Annotated in this window: 15 protein-coding genes; 7 read left to right on the top strand and 8 right to left on the bottom strand. The window is 67.4% G+C overall.

From position 1 onward, the window contains the following. Positions 1–168: 168 nt before the first annotated feature. The 3 genes from A5732_RS24285 to A5732_RS24275 all read right to left on the bottom strand — a co-directional run bounded on the left by A5732_RS24285 (position 169) and on the right by A5732_RS24275 (position 4,089). Positions 169–1,584 (bottom strand): acyl-CoA synthetase, encoded by a 1,416-nt coding sequence (locus A5732_RS24285; protein WP_076103518.1) that lies wholly within the window; start codon positions 1,582–1,584, stop codon positions 169–171. A gap of 29 nt (positions 1,585–1,613) precedes the next feature. Then, positions 1,614–2,522 (bottom strand): alpha/beta fold hydrolase, encoded by a 909-nt coding sequence (locus A5732_RS24280; RefSeq protein ID WP_076056042.1) that lies wholly within the window; start codon positions 2,520–2,522, stop codon positions 1,614–1,616. A gap of 106 nt (positions 2,523–2,628) precedes the next feature. Then, complete coding sequence (locus tag A5732_RS24275) at positions 2,629–4,089, bottom strand: aldehyde dehydrogenase family protein (RefSeq protein ID WP_076056091.1); 1,461 nt, start codon at positions 4,087–4,089, stop codon at positions 2,629–2,631. Positions 4,090–4,286: 197 nt separating this feature from the next. On the opposite strand from A5732_RS24275, the gene A5732_RS24270 reads away from it, so the two are divergent. The 5 genes from A5732_RS24270 to A5732_RS24250 all read left to right on the top strand — a co-directional run bounded on the left by A5732_RS24270 (position 4,287) and on the right by A5732_RS24250 (position 7,549). Beyond that, positions 4,287–4,832, top strand: coding sequence for an FAS1-like dehydratase domain-containing protein (locus A5732_RS24270; RefSeq protein ID WP_076103517.1), 546 nt, complete (start codon positions 4,287–4,289; stop codon positions 4,830–4,832). Beyond that, on the top strand, positions 4,832–5,239 hold the full coding sequence (locus A5732_RS24265) for a Zn-ribbon domain-containing OB-fold protein (protein ID WP_076103516.1): 408 nt from the start codon (positions 4,832–4,834) through the stop codon (positions 5,237–5,239). Before A5732_RS24270 ends, A5732_RS24265 begins: the two co-directional genes overlap by 1 nt. Before the next feature lie 77 nt (positions 5,240–5,316). Next, a complete protein-coding gene (locus tag A5732_RS24260) occupies positions 5,317–5,766 on the top strand; it encodes a MaoC family dehydratase (RefSeq protein ID WP_076103515.1) in 450 nt (149 codons plus the stop codon). Next, on the top strand, positions 5,763–6,932 hold the full coding sequence (locus tag A5732_RS24255; protein ID WP_076103514.1) for a lipid-transfer protein: 1,170 nt from the start codon (positions 5,763–5,765) through the stop codon (positions 6,930–6,932). Before A5732_RS24260 ends, A5732_RS24255 begins: the two co-directional genes overlap by 4 nt. A gap of 35 nt (positions 6,933–6,967) precedes the next feature. Then, positions 6,968–7,549: a TetR/AcrR family transcriptional regulator gene (locus A5732_RS24250; protein ID WP_076103513.1), complete on the top strand. Its 582-nt coding sequence runs from the start codon at positions 6,968–6,970 to the stop codon at positions 7,547–7,549. 90 nt (positions 7,550–7,639) lie between these two features. On the opposite strand, the gene A5732_RS24245 is transcribed toward A5732_RS24250, so the two are convergent. Both A5732_RS24245 and pruA read right to left on the bottom strand, forming a co-directional pair. Then, positions 7,640–8,605, bottom strand: a complete 966-nt coding sequence (locus A5732_RS24245) for a proline dehydrogenase family protein (RefSeq protein ID WP_076103512.1) — start codon at positions 8,603–8,605, stop codon at positions 7,640–7,642. Next, the gene (pruA, locus tag A5732_RS24240; protein ID WP_076103511.1) at positions 8,605–10,236 is read right to left on the bottom strand and encodes an L-glutamate gamma-semialdehyde dehydrogenase; all 1,632 of its coding nucleotides are present in this window, start codon (positions 10,234–10,236) and stop codon (positions 8,605–8,607) included. The genes A5732_RS24245 and pruA overlap by 1 nt, the downstream gene beginning before the upstream one ends. 83 nt (positions 10,237–10,319) lie before the next feature. On the opposite strand from pruA, the gene A5732_RS24235 reads away from it, so the two are divergent. Both A5732_RS24235 and fadD21 read left to right on the top strand, forming a co-directional pair. Beyond that, positions 10,320–11,915 (top strand): PucR family transcriptional regulator, encoded by a 1,596-nt coding sequence (locus A5732_RS24235; RefSeq protein WP_076056028.1) that lies wholly within the window; start codon positions 10,320–10,322, stop codon positions 11,913–11,915. Between the two features lie 66 nt (positions 11,916–11,981). Next, complete coding sequence (fadD21, locus tag A5732_RS24230) at positions 11,982–13,715, top strand: fatty-acid--AMP ligase FAAL21/FadD21 (RefSeq protein WP_076103510.1); 1,734 nt, start codon at positions 11,982–11,984, stop codon at positions 13,713–13,715. Between the two features lie 2 nt (positions 13,716–13,717). Here fadD21 and A5732_RS24225 read toward each other — a convergent pair whose 3' ends face one another. The 3 genes from A5732_RS24225 to cysC form a co-directional block, all read right to left on the bottom strand. Further along, entirely contained in the window at positions 13,718–14,047 is a 330-nt protein-coding gene (locus tag A5732_RS24225) for a DUF6955 family protein (RefSeq protein ID WP_076056025.1), read from the bottom strand. Beyond that, on the bottom strand, positions 14,044–15,303 hold the full coding sequence (gene sat / locus A5732_RS24220) for a sulfate adenylyltransferase (protein ID WP_076103509.1): 1,260 nt from the start codon (positions 15,301–15,303) through the stop codon (positions 14,044–14,046). The genes A5732_RS24225 and sat overlap by 4 nt, the downstream gene beginning before the upstream one ends. Before the next feature lie 74 nt (positions 15,304–15,377). Beyond that, on the bottom strand, positions 15,378–16,046 hold the full coding sequence (gene cysC, locus A5732_RS24215) for an adenylyl-sulfate kinase (RefSeq protein WP_065053445.1): 669 nt from the start codon (positions 16,044–16,046) through the stop codon (positions 15,378–15,380). Positions 16,047–16,158 lie beyond the last annotated feature (112 nt).

Below are 16,158 nucleotides of genomic sequence, written 5' to 3'. Positions count from 1 at the left end.
CCCACGGGCCGAGCGGGGTCACCCATGGCGGCCTTTCGCCGCCCGGTTACGTCGATGCACGGTTACGACGGTAGGTGAAGCTTCGCGGCCACGCTCGGCGCTGGAGCTGGCAAATTGCTGCGTGTCTCGGCGACCGGCTGACCGGGTGCCACCCGGTTGGGCGGCCGCTCAGCCGTCGGTCAGCAGCTGCTTTTTGAGCACCTTGCCCATGGCGTTGCGCGGCAGCGCGTCCACGATGCGCACCTCGCGCGGCCGCTTGTGCACCGAAAGCTCCTGGGCGACATAGTCGATCAGGGCGTCGCCGTCGGCCGATCCGACGACGAACGCGACGATGCGCTGACCCAGGTCCGCATCGGGCATCCCGACCACCGCCGCCTCCTGGACGCCCGGGTGCCCGAGCAGCACCGTTTCGATCTCGCCCGCACCGATGCGGTAACCGCCGGACTTGATCAGGTCGACCGACTCGCGCCCGACGATGCGGTGCATCCCGTCGGCGTCGATCACCGCGACGTCGCCGGTGCGGTACCAGCCGTCGGCGTCGAACGCCTCGGCGGTGGCGTCCGGCCGGTTCAGGTAGCCGTCGAACATCATCGGCCCGCGCACGTGCAGCTTCCCGACGGTCTCGCCGTCATGCGGCACCAGCCCGCCGTCGTCGGCGAGCACCCGGGTCTGCACGCCGGTGAGCGGCAGGCCCACCCACCCCGGGCGCCGCTCGCCGTCGGCCCGGGTGGACAGCGTGATCAGCGATTCCGACGCACCGTAGCGTTCGATGGGCTGGTGTCCGGTGATCCCGGCCAGCCGGTCGAACACCGGAACCGGCAGCGGCGCGCTGCCGGAGACCAGGAGCCGCGCCGGGCGCAGCGCCCGGGCGGCCGCCTCGTCGTCCACCACCCGCGACCACACCGTGGGCACCCCGAAAAACAGCGTGCCCCCGTGCTCGGTCCCGGCCTGCGCGTAGCCCGCCGGCGTCGGCTTGCCGGTGTGGACGAAGCGGTTCCCGATCCGCAGCGAGCCGAGCAGGCCCAGCACCAGGCCGTGCACGTGAAAGAGCGGCAAGCCGTGTACCAAGACGTCGTCGGCCGTCCACTGCCAGGCTTCCGCGAGGGCGTCGAGGTCGACGGCGATCGCCCGTCGGCTCAGCACCACGCCTTTGGGCAGCCCGGTGGTCCCCGAGGTATAGATGATCATCGCGGTGGCGTCGGGCGACGGCTCGGCGTAGCGGTGCCAGGAGCGGGCGTGCAACCGCACCGGGATGTGCGGCAGCCCCTCCGGCTCGTCCGGCGCCGGTCCGAGCCAGGCTTTTACTCCGGAGTCGGTGAGCATGTGCCGGCGTTCGGCCGCGCCGACGTCGGCGGGCACCGGGACGAAGGGCACCCCGGCGATCAGGCACCCGGTGACGGCCAGCACCGTCGCGGCGGTCGGGGCGGCCAGGATGGCGAAGCGGCCCGCGCCGCCCACCCGTTCGGCCACCGACGTCGCGGCGCCGGCCAGGTCGCTGCGGCTGAGCACGGTGCCGTCGATGCGTACCGCGTCGGCGACATCGGTGGCGGTGAGGACCGAAGGATTCAGGGACGCCAGCAGCACGTCAGCAGGCTACCCGGCGCCGCGGAAGGTCAGCCTTTCTCGTCCCAGATCTTCATCAGGGTGGACAGGATCTCCTCGCCGCGGCCGAGGCCGCCGAGGTGGCTTTCGCCCGGGAGCACGATCAGCTCGCAGTCGGGCAGCAGGGACACGACGTGCTGGCCATGGGCGAACGGCACGATGTGGTCGCTGTCGCCGTGCCACCAGCGCACCGGAACCTTGACCTCGTCGAGCCGGAATCCCCAGTCCTGGGTGAACAGGATGATGTCGTTGAACGGGGCCGCCAGCTGTTTGCGGCTGCCGTTGAGCAGGTCGTCGAGGAACATGGCGCCGAACTCCGGCCGGGTCAGCAGGCGCCGGTCGCCCTCGGGCGATATCGCGGCATATAGATACAGCGCGGGATTCGCGACCGGACGGATGGCCCGGACCACCAGGCTCGCGCCGATCCGCAGCGGGTCACCGCCCAACCGCAGCAGGGGTGCCACCCGTTTGCCCAGGTTCATCAGGCCGCTGGTGATGCCTTCGTCGCCGAGGAAAGGCGCGACGCCGCCGAGCACGCCGCAGGCAACGACCCGATCGGAGAGCACCGCGGCCGACGCGAGTGCGTAGGGACCGCCGCCGGACAGGCCGATGACGGCCATCTTGTCGATGCCGAGCGTGTCCGCGATGGTCCGCAGGTCGTCGGCGAAGGCCCGGATGTTCTCGTAGCGGTGGGGCGTCGAGGAGCCGATCCCGGGGCGGTCCAGCCCGATCAGCCGGATCTTGTGGTTCTCGGCGTAGAGACGGGCTTCGGTGGGAATCTGGCGGCGGGCGCCTGGGGTGCCGTGCAGCCAAAAGACGGCCCGGCCCTGCGGATCGCCGAACTCAGCGAAGCCGATCTGGCGGTCCTCGCCGACGGCGACGTTTCCTTCGAGTTTGGGGCGGGCGATCTCGATGACCATGTCGAGCAGCTTGGCACGTCAGGCGCGCTTCGCCAAAGGGTGACGCAGAGACCAAACTCGGTGACGCGCCTCAAAGCGATTCCGAGTACGCCCGGGGGCGGTCGCCTTACGCGGGAACCCCGATGGCCATCGGCTCCATGTATTGATGGAGTCCGCCGATGCCACCGCCCTCGCGGCCCAGCCCGCTGAGTTTGAAGCCACCGAACGGCGCGCCGCCGGGGCTGACGCCGTTGACGGCGATCTGGCCGGTCCGGATGCGGCGCGCCACACCCACCGCGCGATCTACATCGCCACTCCAGACCGCGCCGGAGAGCCCGTACTGCGAGTTGTTCGCGATCGCGATCGCGTCGTCCACGTCGCGGTAGCGCAGCACCGCCAACACCGGACCGAACACTTCCTCTTGCGCGATAGTCGAATTCGGTTCGACGCCGGAGAGGATCGTCGGTTCGACGTAGAAGCCGACGTCCAGGCCGGCCGGACGACGGCCGCCGGTCACCAGCTTGGCTCCCTCCTGGAGCGCGGCGGCGATGTGGGCCTCGACCCGATCCCGTTGCGCCGCACTGATCAGCGGGCCCATCTGCACCTCGGGATCGAACGGATCGCCGACCTTGACGTCACGGGCCAGTGCGGCGAGCCGGTCGACGACGTCGTCATGCAGCGAATCGGGCAGCAGCAGCCGGCTGTGCAGGATGCAGGCCTGCCCGGCGTGCAGCGAACAGCTCGCGAAGAGCATCTGCTGCAGCATCTCGTCGGTGATCTCGGTGTCGTCGAGGACGATGCTCGCCGACTTGCCACCCAACTCGAGAAGGATCCGCTTCATCGTGTCACCGGCGGCAGACATCACCTGCCGGCCCACGACCGAACTGCCGGTGAAGCTCACCATGTCGATCCGCGGATCGGTTGTGAGCAGCTTGGCCGCGTCCACGCTGGACGGGGTGACGACATTGACCACACCGGGCGGGATGTCGGTGTGCTCGTCGATGATCCGCGCGAGCGCCAGCCCAGCCAGCGGGGTCAGCGGGGACGGCTTGAGCACGACGGTATTCCCCGCCGCCAGAGCGTGATTCAGCTTCATGACGTTGAGGCAGTGCGGAAAGTTCCATGGCGTCAGAACCGAGACCACACCCAGCGGCGCATGCCGCAACAACGTGGTTCCGGCGCTTAGTCCGGTGACCTCTTGATCGGTCAGCTGGGTGGCGAGCCCGGCGGCATGCATCGACATGAACCCGGCACCGTCGATCTGCATCATGCGCTCGTTGGCAATGCAGCCCCACTCCGCCTGGGAGAGCGCGAAGAAGTCGTCGGCGTGCTTGGTCAGCGCCTCGCCCAGCTGGTTCAGGCACGTAGCGCGCTGCTCGGCGCTCATCGTGCCCCACGGCCCGCTGTCGAAGGCGCGCCGTGCGGCACCGATCGCGTCACCGACCTGCGCGACGCTCGCATCGGGCGCGGTGGCGATCACGGCTTCGGTGGACGGGGAGATGTCGTCGTACCGGCCGTCTTGCGGCTCGACCCAGTTACCCCCGATGTAGAGCTGATAGGTCTGGACAAGTGCGGGTGAATCGGCCATCTGCATCCTCCGGTCATCTGATCACTTGGTGTACTCGCCGCAGCTGCCGCCGTCAATCATCAGTCGCGCGAATTCCTCGCTCTTGCCATGCTTTGCCGTCGTATTGACAGCGCGTGACGGCGCAGAGTACACACGACTCGCATGACAGATCGCATCAATCTGTCGGATTAGGTGTCCTGCGAGAGGGGCTTTGTTACGTGACCGACTCAGAAACCGTCAGCGCCAAGGTGCGGGCCCTGGTCGGGCAACCGACCGGCGGCACCGGAAAACCTTCGCTCGCACCGGACCCGGTGAACCAGCCGATGATCCGGCACTGGGCGTACGCGATGGCCGACATGAACCCGGTCTATATCGACCCGGAGTTCGCCGCCTCGTCACGGTTCGGCGGCATCGTGTCGCCACCGGTGATGCTGCAATCCTGGACCATGCCGTCACCTAAGCTCGAGGGCATCGGCGAACGCGGCGGGGCGCCCGTCGAGATCCAAAGCAACCCAACGGCATTTCTTGACGAGGCGGGCTACACCAGCACGGTGGCAACCAATTCGGAGTTCGAGATCGAGCGCTACCCGCGGCTGGGCGACGTGATCAGCGCGACTACGGTCTACGAGTCGGTCTCCGACGAGAAGAAGACCGCGCTGGGCACCGGCTTCTTTCTGACCTGGCTGACCACCTACACCGACCAGAACGGTGCAGTGTTAGGACGGCAGCGATTCCGGGTGCTGCGATTCAGGCCGGCGAGCTGATGGCGACCCGTCTCGCGCCGGCGATCACCGCCGACACCGAGTTCTTTTGGAATGGGTTGCGAAAGAACAAACTTCTGATCCAGCGCTGCGGAGGCTGCGGGCAGTTGCGGCACCCGCCCCGCCCGATGTGCCCGCACTGCCGTTCGCTGCACTGGGAGACGATCGAGTCGTCAGGCCGCGGCACCGTTTACAGCTATGTGATGCCGCACGAGCCCAAGTTCCCGTTCTTCGAATACCCCTACGTCGTCGTTCTGGTCGAACTTGAAGAGGGTGTCCGTTTGGTGTCCAACCTGACCGCAATCGATCCGTCCGATGTGACGCCAGGACTGCCCGTGGAGGTCTACTACCAGTCGTTCGACGATGGCCTGGTGTTGCACCAATTCCGGCCCAGCGGCCTGGCGCTGTAATGGATTTCAGCTTTTTCGCGCGGACCCGCTTGGACCCAGCTTACTTGCCTTGACGCAACCTATTCGGAAGGACACGAATGACGACGACCGCCAACCGCACCCTGCGATGGCAGGACATCACGGAGGGCGACGAGGTCACGCCGCTCGAAATCCCGATCACCACAACGATGATCGTCGCCGGCGCGATCGCCAGCCGCGACTTTATGCCGGTGCACCACGACCGCGACTACGCCAAACAGCAGGGCTCGCCCAACCTGTTCATGAACATCCTGACCACCAACGGCTACTGCGTGCGCTTCCTCACCGACTGGGCCGGACCCGAGGCGATGGTGAAGAACCTGTCGATTCGCCTTGGCGTGCCGTGCTTCCCGGACGACCCGCTGCGGTTCACCGGCAGCGTCACCGGCAAGACCGGAGGATCGGACGGCGAGAACTTCGTCGAGGTGACCTTCGCCGGCGCCAACAGCCTGGGCGACCACGTGTCCGGCACCGCGGTGCTCAGCCTGCTCGACGGGTCCCAGGCATGAACCGGACGCTGCCGGGCGCCGCGGCCATCGTCGGGATCGGCCAGACGGAGTTCTCGAAGGAATCCGGGCGCAGCGAGCTGCAATTGGCGTGCGAGGCGGTCAGCGCCGCACTCGACGACGCCGGCCTGGCACCCGCTGACGTCGACGGCATGGTCACGTTCACCATGGATTCCAGCGATGAGATCGACATCGCGCGCAACGTGGGCATCGGCGACCTGAGCTTCTTCTCTCGCGTGCACCACGGCGGCGGCGCGGCCGCCGGCACCGTCGTGCACGCGGCAATGGCCGTCGCCACCGGTGTCGCCGACGTGGTGGTGTGCTGGCGAGCTTTCAACGAACGGTCCGGCTTCAGGTTCGGCGGCAGCGGCCGCAGCATGGCCGAAACGCCCTTGTTCATGGCGCATTACGCGCCGTTCGGGCTGCTCACGCCCGCGGCCTGGGTCGCGATGCACGCCCAGCGCTACATGTCGACGTACGGCGTCACCAACGAGGACTTCGGCCGGGTCGCGGTGGTAGATCGCAAGCACGCGGCGACCAACCCCGATGCCTGGTTCTATGAACGCCCGATCACGTTGGAAGACCACCAGAATTCGCGCTGGATCGTCGAACCGGTGCTGCGCCTGCTGGATTGCTGCCAAGAAAGCGACGGCGGCGTCGCGCTCGTCGTCACCAGCGCCGAGCGCGCCCGCGACCTGCGCCAGCCGCCGGCCATCATCACCGCGGCCGCGCAGGGAGCGGCCCACAACGGGGAGATGATGACGAGCTACTACCGCGACGAGATCACCGGGCTGCCGGAGATGGGCGTGGTGGGCCGGCAGCTGTGGCGTGACTCGGGGCTCAAGCCACAGGACATCCAAACCGCCTTCATCTACGACCATTTCACGCCGTTCGTGTTCGCCCAGCTCGAGGAGCTTGGCTTCTGCGGGCGCGGGGAGGCCAAGGACTTCGCCACCGTCGAACGGCTGTCGCTGGGTGGGGACTTCCCGATCAACACCAACGGCGGCCTGCTAGGCGAGGCCTACATCCACGGCATGAACGGCATCACCGAGGGGGTACGCCAGGTGCGGGGCACCTCCTACAACCAGGTCGACAACGTCGAGCACGTGCTGGTGACGTCGGGAACCGGCGTGCCGACCAGTGGCCTGATCCTCGCACCGGCGGACTGAGGAGTTCCGTGACTCAGACTTCTGCAGACAGCCAAATGACCGACACCCGCGAGCTGATCGTGGAGTCGGCGTTCGCGTGTTTCGGCAAGCAGGGGCTGCAGAAGGCGACCATCGTCGACATCGCCAGACGGGCCGGGGTTTCCCGCAGCACCATCTACGAATACTTCTCCGACAAGGCGTCCATCGTCGAGGCCTGTGCCGAACACGCGTCGCAGCAGTTCTACCGCGAAATGACCAAGGCGATGGATCCGAGCAGTACCCTCGAGGACAAGCTCTGTGCTGCAGCGGTATTCGTCACGCAGGCGCGCCGGGTCATCGCCTCGGAGAAGTACTTTGACGAGGATGCCATCAGCCTGCTGCTGACCAAGGACGCCGGCGTGCTGCTGCGCGAATGCGTCGAGTTCTTCGCCCCCTACCTGTCCGCCGCCCGGCTCACGGGCGAGGTGCGCAAGGACCTCGACATCGAGGCCGCCGGTGAATGGTTCGCACGCATCCTGTTCTCGCTGTTCAGCACGCCGTCCTCGACGCTGGACATGGACGATCCGGACGTGGCGGCGGAATTCGTTCGCGCCCACGTGGTGCGCGGCTTCGCCAGCGATCGCCCGCGGCGGCGTTGAGTGTGCGACCGCGGCGTTGAGTGTGCCTCCAGGGCGGGATTATCGGCGTGTCGCCGCCCTGAGCGCACACTCAAAGCCACTGCCGCACACTCAGTGGCCGCGTTCCGCCAGCGCCCGCAGGAAAAATGTCAGGTTCGCCGGGCGTTCGGCCAGCCGCCGCATGAAGTAGCCGTACCACTGGGTGCCGAACGGGACGTACACCCGCACCCGGTTGCCGGCCGCGGCGAGACGCCGCTGCTCGTCGTCGCGGATGCCATAGAGCATCTGGTATTCGAATTCACCGCCGCGGCGGCCCGATTCGCGCACCATCTCGGGCACCGCGGCGATGATCTGCGGGTCGTGGGATGCGACCATCGGGTAGCCGGACCCGGCCATCAGCACCCGAAGACATGCCAGATAAGAGTCGGTGACCTCGGTCGGCTCGCGATAGGCCAGCGAGACCGGTTCGTCGTAGGCGCCCTTGCACAGCCGGACCCGGGCGCCGGAGCCGGCGAATTCCTCGCAGTCCTCCAGGGTGCGCCGCAGATACGCCTGCAAAACCAGGCCCAGCCAAGGGAATTCGGCGCGCAGGTCGCGCACGATGCGCAGCGTCGAATCGGTGGTGGTGTGATTCTCGGCGTCCACCGTCACCCACACGCCGGCACGCTGGGCGGCGTCGCAGACCGACCATGCGTTCTCCCGCGCGATCTTGTGTCCGTCCCGCTCCAGCGACTGCCCCAGCGCCGACAGCTTGACCGAGACTTCCAGCGGCCGGACGCCGTCGCCCGCCCCGCCGGGCTCGCCGAACGTGTCGATCAGATTCAGGTAGGTCCGCACCACCGCGTCAGCGTCGTCGGCGTTGGCGACGTCCTCGCCCAGATAGTCGATGCTGATGAGTCGGCCCGAATCACGAAGGACCGCCACGCTATTCGCCACGGAATCGATGGTCTCCCCGGGTACGAACCGGTGCACCACCTTACGGGTCACCTTCAGCCGTTCGGCGGTGCGGCGCAGGCCTTCGCGGCGGCTCGCGGCCAGGATCGCCGGGCGCAGGGTGGTGGCGAACAGTCCGGCCATCACTCGGCGCCCATGTGCGGATAGCTGTGGTCGGTTGCCGGGATGAAGGTCTCCTTGATGGTGCGAGCCGACGTCCAGCGCAACATGTTCAGCATCGATCCGGCCTTGTCATTGGTGCCCGAGCCGCGCGATCCCCCGAACGGCTGACGCCCGACGACCGCGCCGGTCGGCTTGTCGTTGACGTAGAAGTTCCCGGCGGCGAACCGCAACCGTTCCTGTGCGGTCAGCACGGCGTCGCGGTCGTCGGCGATGACCGCGCCCGTCAGCGCGTACCGCGACCCCGTGTCGACGACGTCGAGGATTCGCTCGTAATCGTCGTCTGGGTACACGTGCACCGACAGCAGCGGGCCGAAGTATTCCGTCGCGAACGACTCGTCGGTCGGGTCATCGGACAGCAACACCGTGGGCCGCACGAAATAGCCTTCGCTGTCGTCGTATTCGCCACCGACGGCGATGGTGACGTGCGGTGCGCCCTTGGCCCGCTCGATGGCATCGACGTTCTTGATGAAGGCGCGCCGGTCGATCAGCGCTCCCCCGTAATTGGTCAGGTCGGTCACGTCGCCGTAGCGCAGCGCGGCGGCCTTCCCCAGGAAGTCGTCACCCATGCGGCGCCACACCGACTGTGCGACGAAGGCCCGCGACGCGGCAGAGCATTTCTGGCCCTGGTAGTCGAACGCGCCGCGAATCAGCGCCGTGCACAACACCTCCGGGCGTGCCGAGGCGTGGGCGACGACGAAGTCCTTGCCGCCGGTCTCGCCGACCAGTCGCGGATAGCTGTGGTAGCGGCCGATATTGGCGCCCACCTGCTGCCACAGCTGTTGGAAGGTGGCCGTCGACCCGGTGAAGTGGATGCCCGCCAGCCTCGGATCGGCCAGTGCCACATCGGAGACGCCGAAGCCGTCGCCGGTGACCAGGTTGATCACCCCGGGCGGCAGCCCCGCGGCCTCGAGCAGCTGCATGGTCAGATACGCCGACAGCGTCTGGGTGATCGACGGCTTCCATACCACCGTGTTGCCCATCAACGCGGGCGCCGTCGGCAGGTTGCCTGCGATCGAGGTGAAGTTGAACGGCGTGATCGCGTAGACGAAGCCGTCCAGCGGGCGGTACTCGCTGCGGTTCCACTCCCCCGGCCCGCTGATCGGCTGCTGCGCCAGGATCTGACGCGCGAACGCCACGTTGAATCGCCAGAAGTCGATCTGCTCGCACGGCGAGTCGATCTCGGCCTGATAGACCGACTTGGACTGGCCGAGCATCGTCGCGGCGGCGATCTTCTCCCGCCACGGTCCGGCCAGCAGGTCGGCGGCGCGCAGGAACACCGCCGCCCGCTCGTCGAAGGGCAGTGCGGCCCATGCGCGTTTCGCGGCCATCGCGGCCTCGATCGCCGCCGTCGCGTCCGCGTGCCCGGCGTTGGTCAATGTGCCCAGCTTCGCGGCGTGCCGGTGCGGCTGGACGACGTCGATGCGCTCGCCGTCGCCCATCCGATGGGTGCCGCCGATGACATGCGGCAGGTCGATCGGGCCATCGGTCAGCGCGGCCAGTTCGGTCCGGAGCCGGGCGCGTTCCGGCGAGTGTGGCGCATAGTCGTGGACCGGCTCGTTGGCCGGCATCGGGACCTGGGTTATGGCGTCCATCCTGCAAGGATCCTCGCGGCGGACCCGCAGTTAATTAGCCGATCGGACAATACGGGCCAGTATCCGTAGTAAAATCCGACAACATGGCCGGCGTCGGGCTGGGACAGCTGCTACTCGCGCTGGACGCAACCCTGGTGAGCCTGGTCGACGCGCCCCGCGGCCTGGACCTGCCGGTGGGGTCCGCGGCACTGATCGACTCCGACGACGTGCGGCTCGGGCTGGCGGCCGCGGCGGGCTCGGCCGATGTCTTCTTCCTTCTCGGGGTCGCCGACCACGAGGCGCTGCGGTGGGTGGACAAGCAGGCGCGCGAGCGCGTACCGGTGGCCATCTTCGTCAAAGAGCCGTCGAATGCGTTGGTGGCCAAGGCCGTTGCGGCCGGCTCCGCCGTGGTGGCCGCCGACCCGCGGGCCCGCTGGGAGCGGCTCTACCAGCTGGTCAACCACGTCCTCGAGCATCACGGGGACCGCGCGGATGCGACGGACGACTCGGGCACCGACCTGTTCGGGTTGGCGCAGTCGCTCGCCGACCGCATCCACGGCATGGTCAGCATCGAAAACGCCCAATCGCACGTGCTGGCCTATTCCGCCTCCAACGACGAAGCCGACGAGCTGCGCCGCCTGTCCATCCTGGGCAGGGCCGGCCCGCCCGAACATCTCGAGTGGATCGGCCAATGGGGCATCTTCGACGCGTTGCGGTCGAGCGGCGACGTCGTCCGCGTCGCCGAGCGGCCCGAGCTGGGGCTGCGCCCGCGACTGGCCGTCGGCATCCACCGGCCGGCACCGGACGCGCGGCGGCCGCCGGTGTTCGCCGGAACCATCTGGGTGCAACAAGGCTCGCAACCGCTGGCCGACGACGCCGAGGAGATGTTGCGGGGTGCCGCCGTGCTGGCCGCCCGCATCATGTCGCGGCTGGCGGCCCGGCCGTCCACGCATGCCCGGCGGGTGCAGCAACTCCTCGGCCTCGCCGATGCCGAGACCCTTGCGCACGTCGACGTCGCCGCGGTTGCCGGTGAACTGGGCCTGGCCGCCGACGGCGACGCGGCGCTGATCGGTTGGGACGCGGCCGACGGCTCACCCGGTCACGGTCGGCTCGCCGATGTTATCGCGCTGAGCGCCAGCGCTTTTCGCGCCGACGCCCAGGTCGCCTCGAACGGCGCGCGCACGTATGTGCTCCTCCCCCAGACGCGCAACCGGTCGGTCACCTCGTGGGTGCGCGGCACCATCGGCGCGATGCGCGCAGAACTCGGGGTGCAGCTACGGGCGGCCATCGCCGCACCCGTCGCCGGCCTGTCCGGGATTGCCGCGGCGCGCATCGAGGTGGACCGCGTGCTGGACAGCGCTGAGCGGCACCCGATTTCGTTCGGACAGGTGACGTCGCTGGCCGAAGCGCGCACCACCGTGCTGCTCGACGAGATCGTGACCCTGGTCGGCAGCGACGAGCGATTGATCGACCCGCGGATCGTGGCGCTGCGCGACGACGAGCCGGTGCTTGCCGAGACGCTGCGGGTCTATCTGGACGCCTTCGGCGATATCGCCGCGGCCGCACAAGCGTTGCGGGTGCATCCGAATACGGTTCGCTACCGGGTGCGACGGATCGAGAAATCGTTGTCGGCGTCGCTTGCCGATCCCGAGGTGCGGCTGCTGTTTTCGCTGGGATTGCGGGTGCTGGAAAGTCGTTGACCCGCTCGCGTTCCCGGACACGGCGGCCGGCATGCGCGAAAACCCAGAAGCGGTACCCTAACCCGCATGCAAAGTTCGTCGGTCGTCTCCCTGCTGCGGGAACGCGCCGGTCTGCAACCCGACGACGTGGCGTTCCGGTATACCGATTACGAGCAGGACTGGGCCGGCGTCACCGAGACGCTAACGTGGGCGCAGCTGTACCAGCGAACCCTGAACGTTGCGCACGAGGTCAAGCGGCATGGCAGCACCGGGGACCGCGCGGTCATCCTTGCCCCCCAGGGCCTTCCCTACATTGTGGCGTTCCTGGGCGCGATCCAGGCCGGGCTGATCGCGGTCCCGCTCTCGGTTCCGCAGCCGGGCTCGCACGACGAGCGCGTCGCCGCCGTCCTGGCGGACACCACACCCACCGTCGTCCTCACCACGTCCGCGGCCGCCGCGACCGTCAACGACTACCTGCAACGGCCGGAGTCGCCCGCGGCCGTCATCGCCGTCGACGCGCTGGACCTGGACCAGCCGGACTCGTCGAGCATCCGGATCAGCGGCGCCCCGAGCATCGCCTACCTGCAGTACACGTCGGGCTCCACGCGCCTTCCGGCCGGCGTCATGGTTTCGCACCGCAACCTGCACGTGAATTTCCAGCAACTGATGGCCGCGTACTTTCCCGGCTTCCACGGGCTGGCCCCGCGCGACACCGTCTGCGTGTCGTGGCTGCCCTTCTACCACGACATGGGGTTGATGCAGGGCGTCATCGCCCCGATCCTGGGCGGCTACCTGGGCGATGTGACGAGCCCGGTCGCGTTCCTGCAGCGCCCGGCGCGCTGGATCCACGCGATGTCCCAGACCGATCCGGTGTTCTCCGCGGCGCCGAACTTCGCCTTCGAGCTCGCCGTCCGCAAGACCACCGAGGACGACCTGGCCGGAGTCGACCTGGGCAACGTAATCAGCATCGTCAGCGGCGCCGAACGGATCCATCCCGCCACGCTCGACCGGTTCTGTAAACGGTTCGCGCCGTATAACTTTCGCGAACACATGATGCAGCCCTCCTACGGGTTGGCCGAGGCCACCGTCTTCGTGGCCAGCCGCGCCGGCGGCGGCGCCCCGCACGTCGTCCACTTCGAACCCGAGCAACTGTCGCAGGGCAGGGCGCAGCGGTGCTCGGCAGAGACCGGCTCACCGCTGCTGAGTTACGGCACGCCGACGGCGCCGGCGGTGCGGATCGTCGATCCGGACACCAGGACCCTGTGCCCGGCCGGGACGGTCGGCGAAATCTGGGTCAGCGGCGAGAACGTCACCGACGGCTACTGGCAGAAGCCGGAGGAGACGCGGCGCACCTTCGGCGGCGTCCTGGCCGACCCGTCGCCCGGCACGCCCGTGGGACCGTGGCTGCGCACCGGCGACCTCGGTTTCATCTGCGAGGACGAGATGTTCATCGTGGGCCGGATGAAGGATCTGCTGATCGTCTACGGGCGCAACCACTATCCCGAGGACATCGAGTCGACGGTGCAGCGGGTCACCGGCGGCCGGGTCGCGGCCATCTCGGTTCCCGTGGACGAGACCGAAAAGCTGGTCACCATCATCGAATTGAAGAGGCGCGGCGATTCCGACGCGGACGCGAAGCGCAACCTCGACACCGTCAAGAACGACGTCACCGCGGCGATATCGAACGCGCACGGGCTCAACGTCGCCGATCTGGTGCTGGTGGCACCGGGATCGATTCCCACCACCACCAGCGGCAAGATCCGGCGGGCCGCATGCGTCGAGCAGTACCGCCGCCGGCAGTTCACCCGGCTGGACGCTTAGCCCTATTGGCTGTTCGCCGCCTGGGCTTCCTCCAGGAAGTGACCCACCACGTCGGGGCCGGTGGAGTGCATCTTGATGGACAGTTCGAGCAGCCTGTCCTTGGCCTGCTTCGGCAACAACTCGATCGAGCGAGTGGTGGCCGAGTCATACTTAGCCCCGGGAAAGCGCTGCAGCAGAATGTCTTTCTGCTCGTCGGTGGTGTAGATCTCGAGCAGCTTCATGCCGGCGAACGCCTCGATCGCCAGGTCCGCCATTCCGGCATTCGCCAGCGCTTCCAGCCGTTCCTCGTTGATCCAGACGTTGACCTTGATCTTCTTCTCGCCGTTGCTCATGAGTTCTCCAACTGGTTCAGCGTAAAGACCGGCAATCTGTCTTTCAGATAATCCTCGGTGACGAACGGCGAACCCTGGCCGTACTTGGCGGCGCTGTCCATCACGACCTCGAAGACCTCGTGCCGCATCACCTTTTGGGTCGGCTTGACCTCGTCGGTCAGGATGCTGCGAATCAGGCTGCCGCTGAAGCTTTGTGACTGGTCGTCGTGACCGCACAGGGCCGAGTTGGTGACCTCCTGGCACACCGGGCAGTACCAGTTCTCGCGCAGGAACACCGGTTTGATGCCCAGCTCGCCGCGGTGTTCCTTGAGGATGTTCTGGGAATCGTAGGGGTGGTAGAAATCGCCGACGCCGGCGTGGTCTCGCCCGAACATGTGATGCGTACAGCCGAGGTTCGTCCGCAGGATCGCGTGGAAGATGGCCTCGCGCGGCCCGGCGTAGCGCATGTCCCACAGCGTGAACGACACCAGGTGGACGTCCTCGCGGAAATACCCACTGGTCCGCAACTCGTTTTGCGCCAACAGGATTGCCTCGTCGATGTAGTCGCCGACGCGCTTCTGGCCGATGATGGCATTGACCAGCACGCCGGTGTTCAGGTTGTCGACAGGCTGGTCCTCGTTCGCGGCCAGCCATGCCTGCTTCATCAGGGCTTCGTGGCCGGTGTGCGGGACGTTGCGGGTTTGATGGGCGACGGCGCGCGTCCAGTTCTTTTTCGCCAGCGCATCCTTGTGCTGCCGCGGCGTGAGCCAGAAGCTCTTGAAGGGTTCGTTGAACACCGGCTCGTTGATGAGCGTGATGTCGCCGCCGACGAACCGATTCGCGTACGCCAGCGTCTTCTTGACGCCCGGGTGCCGGGGATCGGTGGTGCCGTAGGTCTTTTCGGCCATCCGCTGCAGGTCGTATTCGTAGATCTCGGAGACCTCGAAGATCGCCATCGGGGCATCGAGATATTCGAGGACGACGCGTTCGCCCTCCTTCACCCCGTACCTTTCGATGTCTTCCGCGGAAAGGTCGAACACGATCGGGATGCTCCACAGCGTGCCGTCCGGCAGCTGGAAGTTGTCCAGCGTGCCATCGACTTCACGCCGGCTCATGAACCCGGTCAGCGGGGTGAAGAACCCGTAGGACAGGCTGATCACCTCGTGCGCGGTGGCTTTCGGGATCGGGATGCGCGGCAACCCTTCGATCTGGCCCGCCGCATTCTCCGTGGAGACCCGTTCCACGATCGGCTTTCCGTTATGGCCTTGGTAGCTCATGAAAGTGACCTCGTTTCGGTAATCAGCGCTTGCCCGTGGACGGCTCCCGACGCCGTCACTGCCGGACCCCTCCGCTAAGCGTCTGGCCGGACCGTGGCCGAGATGACGCCCGCCCGCTCGAGATGGGCGATCACTTCCTCGGCCAACGTGTCCGCGTCCTTGTTGCCGCCTTCGAGCCGCAGCTCGGGCTGTGCCGGGGCCTCATAGGGATCGTCGATTCCGGTGAACCCTTTGATCTCGCCGGCGCGGGCTTTCTTGTAGAGGCCCTTCGGGTCGCGCTGCTCGCAGATCTCAATCGGGGTGTCGATGAAGATCTCCTGGAAATCGCCGTCGTTCAGGGTGGCCCGGATGGCGTCACGATCACGCACGTAGGGGCTGATGAACGCCGTCAGCGCGATGGTGCCGGACTCGCAGAACAGCTTCGCGACCGCGCCGATACGGCGGATGTTCTCCTCGCGATCCTGGGCGGAGAATCCCAGGCCGAACCGTTTCGCGAACTCGGGCCCGTGGCGCTCCTCGAGAAGGTCGGGGCCGGCATTGAGTCCATAGCGGACGTTGTCCCCGTCCAGCAGGTAGCTGCGGATGCCCCGCTCGTAGAGCTTCTGCTCGACGACGTTGGCCACCGTGCTCTTGCCGCTGCCGCTCAGGCCGGTGAACCAGATGACGCACCCCTTGTGACCGTTGAGTCTTTCCCGTTCGGTGCGGCTTATCTGGTGTTCGTGCCAGGTGATGTTGTTCGACATTGCCAGCTCCTGTTCACAACGTTTCAGCCGCGCATGGACGCGTGCGCCGGATTGTTCACCCGCCGACACCGATGCCCAGCTTCCGCGCGGCAACTTTGCCGCATCGATCCTG

It is taken from the genome of Mycobacterium colombiense (assembly GCF_001953985.1).
Classification (GTDB): Bacteria; Actinomycetota; Actinomycetes; order Mycobacteriales; family Mycobacteriaceae; genus Mycobacterium; species Mycobacterium colombiense_B.
This window is presented reverse-complemented; position numbering and strand designations above follow the sequence as displayed.

What these genes read in the sequence shown, in the direction of transcription:
- A5732_RS24280 (WP_076056042.1), bottom strand. Translation starts at nt 2,522, where the DNA reads ATGGTCATCGAGATCGCCCGCCCCAAACTCGAAGGAAACGTCGCCGTC.
- A5732_RS24275 (WP_076056091.1), bottom strand. Translation starts at nt 4,089, where the DNA reads ATGGCCGATTCACCCGCACTTGTCCAGACCTATCAGCTCTACATCGGG.
- A5732_RS24265 (WP_076103516.1), top strand. Translation starts at nt 4,832, where the DNA reads ATGGCGACCCGTCTCGCGCCGGCGATCACCGCCGACACCGAGTTCTTT.
- A5732_RS24260 (WP_076103515.1), top strand. Translation starts at nt 5,317, where the DNA reads ATGACGACGACCGCCAACCGCACCCTGCGATGGCAGGACATCACGGAG.
- A5732_RS24255 (WP_076103514.1), top strand. Translation starts at nt 5,763, where the DNA reads ATGAACCGGACGCTGCCGGGCGCCGCGGCCATCGTCGGGATCGGCCAG.
- A5732_RS24250 (WP_076103513.1), top strand. Translation starts at nt 6,968, where the DNA reads ATGACCGACACCCGCGAGCTGATCGTGGAGTCGGCGTTCGCGTGTTTC.
- A5732_RS24245 (WP_076103512.1), bottom strand. Translation starts at nt 8,605, where the DNA reads ATGGCCGGACTGTTCGCCACCACCCTGCGCCCGGCGATCCTGGCCGCG.
- pruA (WP_076103511.1), bottom strand. Translation starts at nt 10,236, where the DNA reads ATGGACGCCATAACCCAGGTCCCGATGCCGGCCAACGAGCCGGTCCAC.
- A5732_RS24235 (WP_076056028.1), top strand. Translation starts at nt 10,320, where the DNA reads ATGGCCGGCGTCGGGCTGGGACAGCTGCTACTCGCGCTGGACGCAACC.
- fadD21 (WP_076103510.1), top strand. Translation starts at nt 11,982, where the DNA reads ATGCAAAGTTCGTCGGTCGTCTCCCTGCTGCGGGAACGCGCCGGTCTG.
- A5732_RS24225 (WP_076056025.1), bottom strand. Translation starts at nt 14,047, where the DNA reads ATGAGCAACGGCGAGAAGAAGATCAAGGTCAACGTCTGGATCAACGAG.
- sat (WP_076103509.1), bottom strand. Translation starts at nt 15,303, where the DNA reads ATGAGCTACCAAGGCCATAACGGAAAGCCGATCGTGGAACGGGTCTCC.
- cysC (WP_065053445.1), bottom strand. Translation starts at nt 16,046, where the DNA reads ATGTCGAACAACATCACCTGGCACGAACACCAGATAAGCCGCACCGAA.